Genomic DNA, 12,629 nt, shown 5'->3' on the forward strand with positions numbered 1-12,629 from the left:
CGCCGTGATCGCCGAACTGGACGAACGGAACGCCGCCCTGGCGCAGAGCGTCTGGGACGCGCTCCCGTACCGAAGTCTGCAGGGGCATGCCCTGGTGGCGGGCCATCACCTCTACCACGTCGCCCCGGTCCACGCGCTGCTGCACCAGAGGGGCACGCACACCGTGGACCGTCGCGAGGCACCCGACGGCACGCTGTTCGCCTCCCGGCTGCAGCACCTCGGCATCAAGTACGGCGAGCTGACCGAGCCCATGCCCGCCGTGCCCATCGGCCAGGTCCTCCCGGAGCATCTGGACACCCTGGTGGAGTCCGGGGCCGCGATCTGGGAGTCGCTCTACCGGAGCAAGAAGCCGATCGTCGCCGAGGTCAGGCGCGCCGGCGAGGCGGGCGGCCACAGCCTGCCCCGGCTCAGCGTGGCCGACCCGCAGATCGACGCCCTGATCGGCGAGGTGCACGCCGAGACCGAGCGGATCTGGCTGAGCCCGCCGGAAGACCTGGCGGACCTGCACGACGGCCGCATCCCGTCAGGCGCGGGCAGCTTCTCGACCGTGCTCACCACGCTGGTCTTCGTCAACGGCGAGACCCGGCCGCTCGGCTACGCCTGCTTCGGCGGGCTGGTCCGGGCCGCGTACGAGGACATGCCGCTGGAGTCGCTGCGCCACATGGCGCGCCTGCTCGCCGCCACACCCGCCGAGTTCCTCGGCTACTGCGGGCTCGGCAAGCTCCACGAGTTCACCCAGAGGGCGCTCGGCGGGCTGGACCGGATCAGCAGCCGCGACGACTTCGCCGCGCTCATGGCGCACCTGGCCCTGTACGTCAACTGCCTGGGCGGCTGGAACCTGCAGCTCTTCCCGTGGCATCTCGGCGACGGCCTGCGGCGCGAGGGAGCGCTCGGATGAGCGGCCGCGTCGTGGTCGTCGGCGGCGGGGTGATCGGCCTGTCCGTCGCCTACCACCTGGCCGAGGCCGGGGTGGACACCGTGCTGCTGGAGCGCGGCACGCTCGGCTGCGGCGCCTCGCGGGCCACGGCCGACGTGCTGCGCGCCTACTTCGCCGGCGACCCGGTCAGCTCCGCGCTGGCCGTGCGCAGCCTGGACGCCTACCGCGACTTCGCCGCCAGGCCCGGCGCCGCCCTGCCGATGCGCCAAGTCGGTTACCTGGTGCTGTTCACCGAGCCGGACCAGGTGGCGGCGTTCGAGGCGGAACTGCCCGCCCAGCGGGCCGCCGGGGTGGAGGCCGAGCTGATCGACGCCCGCCGGGCCAGGCGGCTCAACCCGCTCATCGGCGGCGACCTGCCGCTGCTCGCCGCCGCCTGGTCACCGCAGGCGTACGTGTCCGACACCGCGGCCATCGTCGAGGGCTACGCGGCCGGCGCCAGGCGGGCCGGGGCGCGGCTGCGCACCGGCTGCCCGGCGCTGGACGTCCAGGACGGCCGGGTGGAGACGCCGCACGGCGCGATCACGGCCGACGCCGTCGTGTGCGCCGCCGGCGCCTGGTCGGCTCCGCTGGCCAGGTCGGCGGGGGTGCGGCTGCCGCTGCCCGAGCCGGTCGTGCAGGAGCTGCTGGTCACCGACCCGCTGGAGGCGCTGCCGGAGCTGCCGGTCACCCTGGACGCCTCCAGCCGGCTGCTGGTGCGGCTGCGCGGCGACCGGCTGCTGATCGGCATGGGCTACCCGGACCGCGACAGGGCCGCCTGGCGGGCCGGAGTGGCCGCCCAGCTCGCGGTCACGTACCCGAGCCTGAGCGGGATCCGGCTGCACACGGCGGTCACCGGGGCGCGCGACGCCAGCCCGGACAGGACCGCGTTCATCGGCCACCTGCCGGGGCCGCCCGCGTTCCTGTACGCGGCCGGATTCTCCGGGCACGGCCTGTGCAACGCGCCCGCCGCCGGCGAGTTGGTCCGCGACCTCTACCTGGGGCGCGAGCCGTGGCTCGACGCGGCCACCCTGGCGGCGACGCCGGAACGGGTGGGCTGAGCCGTGGACACCGCCGAGACGGGTGCCGGGGTCAGGTTCGTCCTCGACCCCGCCAGCCCGGACGTGCACGCGGACTGCGCGAAGCTGCGCGAACTGGGGTCGCTGGTCCCGGTGGAGATGGAGGGCGTGCGGGCCTGGGCCGCCACCCGGCACGCGACCGTGGCCGCCGTGCTCGCCCACCCGGACCTGTCCAGGGACATCAGCCACTGGGACCCGGAGGGCCGGGCCGAGGTGCGCGACGGCACCGCGGTGCGCCGGATCACCTTCGACACGTCCATGCTGAACGCCGAGGGCGAGGCCCACCGGCGGCTGCGCGGCCCGCTGGCCCGCGTCTTCAACGCCCGCCGCGTCGAGGAGCTGCGGCCGTGGGTGGCGAGGCTGGCCGCCGAGCGGGTGGACCGGCTGGCCGCGCTCCCGCCAGGGCCGGTGGACCTGCGCGAGCACTTCGCCTACCCGATACCGCGGGACGTCATCACCGAGCTGATGGGCATCCCGCCCGGCATGCGGTCCGAGGTGAACGAGCTGACCGACGTGGCCGCCGGCGTCGGCGACACGCCGGTGGACGTCACCGAGGCGAGAAGGGTCCTGTACGGGCTCCTCACGGAGATCGTCGAGGACCTGCGCGGTGCTCCGGGGCCCGGCCTGATCAGCGCCCTGGTCCAGGAAGGCGAGCTGACCGGACGGGAGCTGCTGGACACCGTCGAGCTGGTGTTCATCGCCGGGCACGTCACGACCGTCAACCTGCTCACCAACGGCGCCCGCGCCCTGCTCCGCGAGCCCGCCCAGCTCGCCCTCGCGCTCGGGGGCGAGCTGCCGTGGAGCGCCGTCGTGGATGAGACCATGCGGTGGGACTCGCCGATCGCCCACTTCCCGATGCGGTACGCGGTCCGCGACCTGGAGATCGACGGGGTACGGGTGCGCAGGGGAGAGGCGGTCGTCGCCTGCTTCGCCTCGGCCGGCCGCGACCCGGAACGCTACGGGGAACGGGCCTGCCGGTTCGACGCGGTGGCGCCGCAGCCGGGCCACCTGTCGTTCGGGCACGGCCGGCACTTCTGCCTCGGAGCGCCGCTGGCCCGGCTGGAGGGCGAGGTGTCGCTGGCCATCCTGTTCGCGGCGTTCCCGGACATGCGGCTCGCCGGCCCGGACGCGGGCACCAGGCCGCTCGGGTCGGTCCTCGGCAACAGCACCCGGAGTCTGCCGGTCCTGCTCGGCGAGCGCCGCGGCTGATCGGCCCGGCCGCCTCAGGCCAGGGCGGAGATCAGCCCGATCGTCAGGGCGGTGCGCTCGGGGATGTGGCCGACCAGCACGTGCTCGTGCCGGGCGTGCGCGCCGTCGCCGACCGCGCCGAAGCCGTCCAGGACCGCCCGGCCCAGCGCGGAGACGAAGTTGCCGTCGCTGGCGCCGCCCACCGCGGCCTCCGCCAGCTCCCAGCCCTGCGCCGCGGCGACCGTGCGCGCCTCCTCGAACAGGTGCCGCGACGGCGCGTTCGGCGTCATCGGGGGCCGGTTCCACCCGCCCGCCACCGACACCGTGACGCGCGGGTCGGCGGCCCGCAGCCCGGCGAACAGCCCGTCGATCCTGGCCATCTCCGCAGGGTCGCCCACCCGCACGTCGACGCCGCACGTCGCCAGGCCGGCGGCCACGTTGCGGCCGGTGCCGCCGCTGATCAGGCCGACGTTCACGGTCGTGCCCCGCTCCGGGGCGCCGGCGGCGGCCAGGCGTGTCACGAGCTCCGCCAGCGCGTGGACGGCGCTCGCCCCGGCCGCCGGGTCCAGCCCGGCGTGCGCCTCCACGCCGGTCACCGTCACGTCGAACTGCCCCACCCCCTTGCGGGAGGTCTTCAGCGCGCCGCGCAGCGACGGCTCGAACACCAAGGTGGCCACGGCGTCCGCGCAGGCCGACTCGATGCGCGGCCGCGACGCCGGGCTGCCGATCTCCTCGTCGCCGCTGAACAGGAACCGCACGCCCGGATGCGGCAGCCCCAGCGCGCGCAGCCCGCGCACCGCCCAGATCGCCTGCACCAGCCCCGTCTTCATGTCGAACACGCCGGGCCCGGTCATCGTGCCGTCCTCGATCGCGAACGGCCACCCGGCCAGGGTGCCCGCCGGCCACACCGTGTCGTAGTGGCCGAGCAGCAGCACCTCGCCCGGCGCGGTGCCCGCGTACCGCAGCTCCAGCGCGTCCCCGTACCGCCCGCCGTCGTGCCGCGTCTCGCCGGCGGGCGGGCCGAGCCGCCCGGCGGCCAGCTCGCGGACGGCGGTCAGCCCGCGCGCGAGCGCCGGCCCGTCGTGGCTGGGGGTCTCCAGCTCGACCAGCGTCCTGATGTCGTCCAGCATCGCGGGCAGCGCCTGCCGGGACCATTCCTCGATCGCCATGGGGTTCCTTCCCGCAGAGGTTCGGACGCCAGTGTCCCGCCCATAGGGTGCTGAACGTGAAAGTCACCATGCCCGGCATCACGGTCGCCGACCACGTCTTCACCGTCCCCCTCGACCACGCCGACCCCGGCGGGCGGACGATCCGGGTGTTCGCCCGCGAGATCCGCGACCCGGCCGTCACCGGTGACCTGCCGTGGGCACTGTTCCTGCAGGGGGGCCCCGGCGGCCAGTCGCCCCGGCCCACCGGCCCCGGCCACTGGCGGCCCCTGCTGGCCACCCACCGGGTGCTCCTGCTCGACCAGCGCGGCACCGGCCGCAGCACCCCCGTCACCGCCGCCGACGCGGCATCGGACGCGGAGCTGGCCGGCTACCTGCGGCACTTCCGCGCCGACGCGATCGTGGCCGACTGCGAGCACATCAGGAAGGCGCTCGGCATCGGCGCGTGGGAGACCTGGGGGCAGAGCTACGGCGGCTTCATCACCCTCACCTACCTGTCCCAGGCGCCGGAAGGGCTCCGGGCATGCCACGTCACCGGCGGCCTGCCGGGCCTCGAAGCCACCGCCGACGACGTCTGCGCGCGCACGTACGAACGGGTCCGCGCCAAGGTGCGCCGCCACTACCTGCGCTACCCGGAGGACGAGGCGGCGGCCCGGCGCGTCGCCGAGCGCCTGGCCGGCGAGAAGGTGCTGCTGCCGGACGGCGACCGGCTCACCGTCGAGCGCTTCCGCACGCTCGGCATGAAGCTCGGCATGGGCGACGGCTCCGAGCGCCTCCACTGGCAGCTCGCCGAGGCCTGGCACGGCGACCGGCTCTCCGACGCGTTCCTGTACGACGTCATGGCGGAGACCGGGTTCGTCGGCAACCCGCTCTACATGGTGCTGCAGGAGCTCATCTACGCCCAGGGCGCCGCCACCCGCTGGGCGGCCGAACGGCTGCTGCCCCCCGACTTCGGCGCGTTCGGCATGTTCACCGGCGAGATGGCCTATCCCTGGATGTTCGACGAGATCCGTGCGCTGCGGCCGTTCAAGGGCGCGGCCGAGCTGCTCGCCGCCGCCGACGACTGGCCGCCGCTGTACGACCCCGACCGGCTGGCCGCCAACGAGGTGCCGGTCGCCGCCGTCGTCTACCACGACGACATGTACGTGGACGCCGGCCTGTCGCTGGAGACCGCCGCGCGGGTCGGCAACCTGCGGGTGTGGGTGACCAACGAGTTCGAGCACGACGGCTTCCGCATGGCCGCCGACCAGATCGTGCCCCGGCTCACGCGGATGGTGACCGATCCCCGTTAGCGGCCTCGCGCAGCGGCAGCCGCACCTCGAACCAGGTCTCGCCGGGCACCGAGCGCACCTTGATCTCGCCGCCGTGCCGCCCCGCCACGATCCGGTACGAGATGTCGAGCCCCAGCCCGGTGCCCTCGCCGACGCTCTTGGTGGTGAAGAACGGTTCGAAGATGCGGTCCTTGATCGCGTCCGGCACGCCGTGGCCGGTGTCGCCGATCTCCACGATCGCCTCGTCCTCGTCGTGCGCGGTGCGGATGGTCAGCGTGCCCTCCTCGCCCATGGCGTCGAGCGCGTTGTGCATCAGGTTGGTCCACACCTGGTTCAGCTCGCCGCCGTAGCAGGGCACCGGCGGGAGGGTGCGGTCGTAGTCGGTGACCACCGTGATGCCCGGCGGCAGCTTGCCGCGGAAGATCGCGACCGTGCTGTCGAGCAGGCGGTGCAGATCGAGCACCTGGAACGGGGCCCGGTCCATCTGGGAGTACTCCTTGGCCGAGCGGATCAGCGTGGTGATCCGCTCGGTGGCCTCGGTGACCTCGTTGAGCATCTGCGAGATCTCCACCGCCTCGGACAGCCAGCGCAGCGCGGCCGGGGTGTGCTCCTCGCCCACCTTGCGCCGCACCTTGTCCAGGTGCTCGGCGCCGAACCCGGCGTTGACCAGGGCGGGCGCCAGGTCCCACGCGTTCTCGACGCCGAGCTCGTCGAGGGCGTCGCCCAGCTCGTCCTCGGCGTCGGAGATCTCCAGCGGGCTGCGCGCGGGCAGCGTGCCGACCGCCTCCATGCACGCCTCCTGCATCTCGATGAGCGCGCGCAGCCGCTCGGGCGGGATGCCGTTCTCGGCGAGCTGGGCCAGCTCCACCCGCGACGACCTGACCAGCGAGCGCAGCTCGCTGACCGCGCGCACCGCCGCGGCCGCCGGGTTGTTCAGCTCGTGGGTGAGCCCGGCCGTGATGGTGCCGAGCGCGGTGAGACGCTGCCGCCGGTCGATCATCTCCCGCTGCATGCGCCCGCCCGACTGCAGCCCGTCGAGCAGGTGCATCGCCATCGGGAACCACTCGGTCACGATGTAGGCGAACTTCCTGGCCGGAAGCACGAACAGCCGCGACGGGGCGGTGGCGCGCAGCGTGTGCTGGTAGGTCTGCGGCGCCCGCTCGCCCAGGTAGGCGGAGGTGGCGCCGCCGTACACGCCGGGCTGCGAGGTGCGGGGCATGGCGACGGTGCCGGCGCTGACGGTCTCGGAGATCATCTGCACCTCGCCCTCCATCAGCACCACGAAGCAGTCGGCGGGCTCGCCCTGGCGCACGACGTCCTCGTCCTGCCCGTAGGTCGCCATCCGGCCGCTGTCGGCGAGCTTGGTGAGCTGCTCGTCGGTCAGCCGCTCGAACAGGAAGAGCTTGCGCAGTTCGTCGATGTCGACCGTACTCATTGCTTCTCCAGGTAGCGGTGTACGAGCGCGACCGCCATCGCGCCCTCCCCGACGGCGGAGGCCACCCGCTTGATCGACTCGGCGCGCACGTCGCCGGCCGCGAACACCCCCGGCACGTTCGTCTCCAGGTAGTAGGGCTGGCGGCGCAGCGTCCAGTTGCGCGGCCGCTGCCCGCCCTGCACCAGGTCGGGCCCGGTGACGACGAACCCCTTGGCGTCCCGCTCGATCGTGTCCTCCAGCCACGAGGTGTACGGCTCCGCGCCGATGAACACGAACAGCCACTGCGCGTCGACCACGCGCTCCCCGCCCCCGGCCGACAGCGTCAGCCGTTGCAGGTGGCCGTCGCCCTCGCCGCCGGCGACCCGCGTCTCCAGGTGGACCTCGATGTTGCCGATCGCCTGGATCTGCTCGATGAGGTAGTGGGACATGGACTTCTCCAGACCGTCACTCCTCACCAACACATGCACGGTCTTGGCGAATCCCGCCAGGTAGACGGCCGCCTGGCCGGCCGAGTTGGCGGCGCCCACGATGTAGACGTCCTGGTCGCGGCAGGAAGGCGCCTCCGTCAGCGCGGCCCCGTAGTAGACGCCCCGGCCCACGAAGTCGTCCAGGCCGGGGGCGTCGAGGCGGCGGTAGCTGACGCCGGTGGCCAGGATGACCGCGTGCGCGGCGATCTCGCCACCGTCCTTGAAGCCGACCACCCGCGCCTGGCCGCGCGGCTCCAGGTGGGTCACCTTGCGCGCGCTCAGCAGCTCGGCGCCGAACTTCAGCGCCTGCCTGCGGGCCCGGTCGGCGAGCTGCTGACCGGACACCCCGTCGGGGAAGCCGAGGTAGTTCTCGATGCGCGAGCTCTGCCCGGCCTGCCCGCCCGAGGCGTGCGCCTCCACCAGGACCGTGCGCAGGCCCTCCGAGGCGCCGTAGACGGCCGCCCCCAGACCGGCCGGGCCGCCGCCGACCACGATCAGGTCGTAGAAGTCGGTGGCCGGCGTGGTCGACAGCCCGACCGTGGAGGCCAGCGTCGACTGGTCGGGCGCCTGCAGCATCGACCCGTCGGCGGTGACCACCAGCGGCAGGTGGCAGTCGTCCCCGGCGGCGGCGACGAGCTGCGCGCCCTCCGGGTCCTCGGCCAGCATCCACTGGTAGGGCACGTGGTTGCGGGCCAGGAAGTCGCGCACCTTGTAGGACGGCCGCGACCAGCGGTCGCCCACCACCCGCAGCTCCGCCACCTCCACCCGGTCGGTGCGCTGCCAGGCGTCGAGCTGGCCGTCGATCACCGGGTAGAACTTCTCCTCCGGCGGGTCCCACGGCTTGAGCAGGTAGTGGTCCAGGTCCACCACGTTGATCGCCTGGATCGCGGCGTCAGTGTCGGCGTAGGCCGTCAGCAGCACCCGGCGGGCGTACGGGTACATGTCCATCGCCGCCTCCAGGAACTGCACCCCGTTCATCTGCGGCATGCGGTAGTCGGCGAGGATGGCGCACACCTCGTCACCGCGCAGCCGCATCTCCCGGACGGCCTCCAGCCCCTGCACGGCCGCCTCGGCGCGGACGATCCTGTAGTGCTGCCCGTAACGACGCCGGAGGTCGCGGGCGACCGCCCGCGACACCCCCGGGTCGTCGTCGACCGTCACGATGACCGGCTTGTCCATGCCCTGCCTTTCCGTCATTCCCCTACCCGCGCGATGCCCTCTTGTCCGCCGGCGGGGGTCACGCGATGACCCGGCTCTCGCCGCCGTCCACCAGGAGCGAGATGCCGTTCACGAACGAGGCCCGCTCGCTGGCCAGGAACGCGACCACGTCGCCGACCTCCGAGGCGTGGCCGACGCGCCCCACCGGCACGCCCGCCGCCCGCTCGGCCAGCCCATCCTCGCCGCCGGACAGATCGCGCAGCCGGTCGGTGTCGATCGGGCCGGGCATGACGTTGTTGACCAGCACGCCGTCGCCGCCCACCTCCCGGGCGAGGGTGCGCACCATGCCGGCCACGGCCGAGCGGGTGGCGTTGGACAGGGCCAGCCCGTCGATGGCCTCCCTGGCCGACCTGCTGGTCACGGTGACGATCCGGCCCCAGCCGCGCGAGCGCATCTCCGGCAGCACCGCGCGCATCAGCCGTACGGTGCCGAGCAGGTTGCGCTGCACCGCCACGTCCCATTCGGCCGCGGTCACGTCGACGAACCTGCCGGCCGGGGGCCCGCCCGCGTTGGCCACCAGGATGTCGATCGGCCCGAGGACGTCGCGCGTCTCGCGCGCGACCCGCTCGGCCGCCTGCGGATCCTCCACGTCGGCGAGGACGGCGTGCACCACCTTGCCGTACTCCTGGAGCTCCACCACCGCGTCGGCGAGCCGTTCGGGGTTGCGCGCGGCCACGCACACGTCGCACCCCTCCCGCGCCAGGCTCTTGGCGGCGGCGAGCCCGATGCCCGCGCTGCCTCCCGTGACGAGTGCGACCTTGCCTGAGATACCGAGATCCATGACTGGACTATAAAGCCGGTCGCGCCCTCACATCGGCGGGCGCACGCGGGTGAGCTTGTCCGGATTGAGCACTCCGTACACGGTCTGGATGCGGCCGTCGCGCACGTCCAGCGCGAGCAGCTGCGGGTGCCGGCCGAGGACGGACCAGAGCACGGGCTGGCCGTTGGCCGAGCCGAGCACCGCGCTCCCGCGCTCGTAGCGCTCCCACACCCCGGCGAAGAAGCGCAGCACCCTGTCGCGGCCGGCGATCGGGCGCAGCGCGGCGCGGACCTTGCCGCCGCCGTCGCTGTAGTACACGACGTCGTCGTGCAGCAGCTCGGTGAGCGCCTCCAGGTCGCCGCCGCCGGCCGCGGCGAGGAACCGGTTGAACAGCTCGGCGTGCTCCTCGGCCGACGGACTGAACCGGCCGTGCCGCCCCTCGGCCAGCCTCCGGGCGGCGCGGTGGTGCAGCTGGCGCGCGTTCGCGACGGACACGCCGATGATCCCGGCGATCCGGTCGTACGGCAGCTCGAACGCCTCCCGCAGCACGAACACCGCCCGCTCCGGCGGCGACAGGCGCTCCATCAGGTGCAGGGTCGCGAACGACACCGTGTCGCGCAGCTCGGCCGTGTCCAGCGGCCCGGCCTCGCCGTCCTGGACCGGCTCCGGCAGCCACGGCCCGACGTAGGCCTCCCGCTTCACCCGGGCCGAGCGCAGCTGGTCCAGCGCCAGCCGCGACACCACGGTGATCAGGAACGCGCGCGGCTCCCTGACGTCCTGCCGGTCCGCCGCCGACCAGCGCAGCCAGGCGTCCTGGACCACGTCCTCGGCGTCCCACATGCTCCCCAGCAGGCGATAGGCCAGCCCGAGCAGCAGCGGGCGCCAGGCCTCGAAGTCGTCGACCCCGGTCATGCCGCGCAGCGTACCCGGCGCGCCCGCCCGCCCCTCGGCCGGATGCGGCGCCCGCCCCTCGGCCGGATGCGGCGCCCGCACCGGTGGAAAAGCGGGGGCGGGCGTGATGAGCTTGGCGGGTGGCACGCAATCTGATCCTGTCAGGAGGCCCGTTCCACGACTTCGACGCCACGTCGGCGGCGCTCGCCGAGGTGCTGGCGGAGGTGGGGATCGAGTCGGAGGTCACCGACGACATCGCCGGCGCGCTGAGCGAGCCGCCGGAGGTCCAGCTCATCACCGTCAACGCGCTGCGCTGGCAGATGGGCCTCGACCGGTTCGCCGACCTGCGCGACCGGTGGCGCTTCGCGCTGCCCGCCCAGGCCCGCACCACCCTGCTCGACCATCTGGAGCGGGGCGGCGGCCTGCTGGGGATGCACGCCGCGGCCATCTGCTTCGACGACTGGCAGGGCTGGCCCCGCGTGCTCGGCGGCTGCTGGTCCTGGCCGAAGTCCCACCACCCGCAGCTCGGCTGGACCGGCGTGCGCGTCCACGGCGGCCACCCGGTCGTGGAAGGGCTGCGCGACTTCGACGTCGTCGACGAGGTCTACAGCGACCTCGACCTGCTCCCGGACGTCCAGCCGCTGGCCTCCTCCCGCGGCCAGCCGCTCATGTGGGCCCGGCCCGTCCGGCGCGGCCGGGTCTTCTACGACGCGCTCGGCCACGACACCCGCGCCTACGCCAACGAGGTCCACCGCGCGCTGCTGCAACGCGCCGCGCTGTGGCTGCTGAAACGCCCGGTCACGGTCAGCGACTGAGCAAAGTGTCACACCCGCCTGCGATGGTGTGCGGGTGGACCAACTCGTGGAAGGCGTCGACGACCAGGACGAGGTGCTCGGCGTGGCCGACCGCGCGGAGGCGGTCAGGCGCGGCTGGCTGCACCGCGTCGCCACCTCCGTCTGCCGTGACGCGGACGGCCGGATCCTCGTTCACCGCCGCTCCGACCGCGCCGCCCGCTTCCCCGGCTACTACGAGGTGACGGTCGGCGGCCCCGTCGCCCCGGGAGAGTCGTACGAGCGGGCGGCGGCCCGCCTGCTGGCCGAGAAGTTCGGGGCGCGGGCGCCGGTGCGGCCGGTGGTCAGGTTCCTGTGCCGGGGCGTGTCCGGCCCCTACTGGCTCGGGGTGCACGAGGCCGTCCTGGCGGGGGAGCCTCGGCCCGACCCCGAGCGGGTGCCGTGGCAGGGGTGGATGAGCGAGGACGAGCTGCGGCTGGCGGTGTGGCGCTGGCCGTTCACCCCGGACGGCCAGGACGCCTTCACCCGCTATCTCGCCTTAGCCCGCCGCTGACTCCTTCAGGAAGCGCCCGAGGGCCGCGGCCAGCTCGGCGGGCGCGTCCTCGGCCAGGTGGTGGCCGCTGTCGACGGGGTGCCCGCGCACGTCGTCCGCCCAGGCGCGCCACACCTCGACCGGGTCGCCGTACAACTCCTCCATGTCGTCGCGGGTCGCCCAGAGCACCAGCACCGGGCAGCCGATCCTGCGGCCCGCCGCCCGGTCGGCCTCGTCGGCGGCGCGGTCCGGGCCGAGCCCCGCCCGGTAGTCCTCGCACATCGCGTGCACGGTCGCGGGGTCGTGGACGGCGCGGCGATAGTCCTCGTACGCCTCCGCGCCCATCTGGTCCGGGTCGCCGCGATACCACGCGTCGGGGTCGGCGTTGATCACCCGTTCGGCGGGCTTGGCCGTCTGGCCGAGGAAGAACCAGTGCCACCAGCGCGCCGCGAACTCCGCGTCGCAGCGGGCCAGGGCCTCGCCGATGGGGACCGCGTCCATGACCACCAGCCGGGTCACCGCGTCCGGGTGGTCGGCGGCCAGCCGGTGCGCCACGTAGGCGCCCCGGTCGTGGCCGGCGACCGCGAACCGGTCGTGGCCCAGCGTGCGCATGAGGGCGACCAGGTCGCGGGCCATGGCGCGCTTGGAGTAGGGCTCGTGGTCGGGGGTGGTCTCCGGTTTGGAGGAGCGGCCGTACCCTCGCAGGTCAGGGCAGACCACGGTGTGGCCGGCGGCGAGCAGGGGAGCCGTCCGGTGCCAGGTGGCGTGCGTTCTGGGATGGCCGTGCAGGAGCAGCAGCGGCGGCCCTTCGCCGCCGTGCCTGACGTAGATCTCCGCCTCACCGGTGTCCACGCGGCTTTCCGCGAATCCGTCGAACATCCGGCCCGCCCTACCCGGCGGCGGGTCCTGGATGCCTCA

The 12,629-nt window shown here is 74.0% G+C and carries 12 protein-coding genes; 6 read left to right on the plus strand and 6 right to left on the minus strand.

The window, feature by feature from the left end:
• Positions 1-4 precede the first annotated feature (4 nt).
• The 3 genes from ACQEUU_RS11855 to ACQEUU_RS11865 are packed head-to-tail and all read left to right on the plus strand — an operon-like array spanning position 5 to position 3,201.
• Positions 5-898 (plus strand): hypothetical protein, encoded by an 894-nt coding sequence (locus tag ACQEUU_RS11855; RefSeq protein ID WP_433064209.1) that lies wholly within the window; start codon positions 5-7, stop codon positions 896-898.
• Entirely contained in the window at positions 895-1,974 is a 1,080-nt protein-coding gene (locus ACQEUU_RS11860; RefSeq protein WP_433064211.1) for an NAD(P)/FAD-dependent oxidoreductase, read from the plus strand. Before ACQEUU_RS11855 ends, ACQEUU_RS11860 begins: the two co-directional genes overlap by 4 nt.
• Before the next feature lie 3 nt (positions 1,975-1,977).
• On the plus strand, positions 1,978-3,201 hold the full coding sequence (locus ACQEUU_RS11865; RefSeq protein ID WP_433064214.1) for a cytochrome P450 family protein: 1,224 nt from the start codon (positions 1,978-1,980) through the stop codon (positions 3,199-3,201).
• 14 nt (positions 3,202-3,215) lie between these two features.
• On the opposite strand, the gene ACQEUU_RS11870 is transcribed toward ACQEUU_RS11865, so the two are convergent.
• Positions 3,216-4,349 carry a M20 family metallopeptidase gene (locus ACQEUU_RS11870; RefSeq protein WP_433064217.1) on the minus strand — a complete coding sequence of 378 codons (1,134 nt, stop codon included), beginning with the start codon at positions 4,347-4,349 and terminating at the stop codon, positions 3,216-3,218.
• Between the two features lie 56 nt (positions 4,350-4,405).
• Here ACQEUU_RS11870 and ACQEUU_RS11875 point away from each other — a divergent pair, with 56 nt between their 5' ends.
• The gene (locus ACQEUU_RS11875; protein ID WP_433064220.1) at positions 4,406-5,638 is read left to right on the plus strand and encodes an alpha/beta fold hydrolase; all 1,233 of its coding nucleotides are present in this window, start codon (positions 4,406-4,408) and stop codon (positions 5,636-5,638) included.
• On the opposite strand, the gene ACQEUU_RS11880 is transcribed toward ACQEUU_RS11875, so the two are convergent.
• From ACQEUU_RS11880 to ACQEUU_RS11895, 4 genes are read right to left on the minus strand one after another with little or no spacing between them, the layout of a single operon-like run.
• Positions 5,610-7,052, minus strand: a complete 1,443-nt coding sequence (locus ACQEUU_RS11880; protein ID WP_433064222.1) for an ATP-binding protein — start codon at positions 7,050-7,052, stop codon at positions 5,610-5,612. The genes ACQEUU_RS11875 and ACQEUU_RS11880 overlap by 29 nt on opposite strands.
• Positions 7,049-8,716: an FAD-dependent oxidoreductase gene (locus tag ACQEUU_RS11885; protein WP_433064225.1), complete on the minus strand. Its 1,668-nt coding sequence runs from the start codon at positions 8,714-8,716 to the stop codon at positions 7,049-7,051. Before ACQEUU_RS11885 ends, ACQEUU_RS11880 begins: the two co-directional genes overlap by 4 nt.
• A gap of 40 nt (positions 8,717-8,756) precedes the next feature.
• Positions 8,757-9,518, minus strand: coding sequence for an SDR family NAD(P)-dependent oxidoreductase (locus ACQEUU_RS11890; protein ID WP_433064228.1), 762 nt, complete (start codon positions 9,516-9,518; stop codon positions 8,757-8,759).
• Positions 9,519-9,545: 27 nt separating this feature from the next.
• Positions 9,546-10,535 carry an RNA polymerase sigma-70 factor gene (locus ACQEUU_RS11895; RefSeq protein ID WP_433064231.1) on the minus strand — a complete coding sequence of 330 codons (990 nt, stop codon included), beginning with the start codon at positions 10,533-10,535 and terminating at the stop codon, positions 9,546-9,548.
• Here ACQEUU_RS11895 and ACQEUU_RS11900 point away from each other — a divergent pair.
• Positions 10,529-11,203, plus strand: a complete 675-nt coding sequence (locus ACQEUU_RS11900) for a ThuA domain-containing protein (protein ID WP_433064233.1) — start codon at positions 10,529-10,531, stop codon at positions 11,201-11,203. The two genes, ACQEUU_RS11895 and ACQEUU_RS11900, sit on opposite strands and share 7 nt — an antisense overlap.
• Positions 11,204-11,237: 34 nt before the next feature.
• Complete coding sequence (locus ACQEUU_RS11905) at positions 11,238-11,732, plus strand: NUDIX hydrolase (protein WP_433064236.1); 495 nt, start codon at positions 11,238-11,240, stop codon at positions 11,730-11,732.
• Here the strand turns inward: ACQEUU_RS11905 and ACQEUU_RS11910 are convergent.
• Positions 11,718-12,590 (minus strand): alpha/beta fold hydrolase, encoded by an 873-nt coding sequence (locus tag ACQEUU_RS11910; RefSeq protein WP_433064239.1) that lies wholly within the window; start codon positions 12,588-12,590, stop codon positions 11,718-11,720. The two genes, ACQEUU_RS11905 and ACQEUU_RS11910, sit on opposite strands and share 15 nt — an antisense overlap.
• Between the last annotated feature and the right edge of the window lie 39 nt (positions 12,591-12,629).

Source organism: Nonomuraea sp. CA-218870 (assembly GCF_050936535.1).
Classification (GTDB): Bacteria; Actinomycetota; Actinomycetes; order Streptosporangiales; family Streptosporangiaceae; genus Nonomuraea; species Nonomuraea corallina.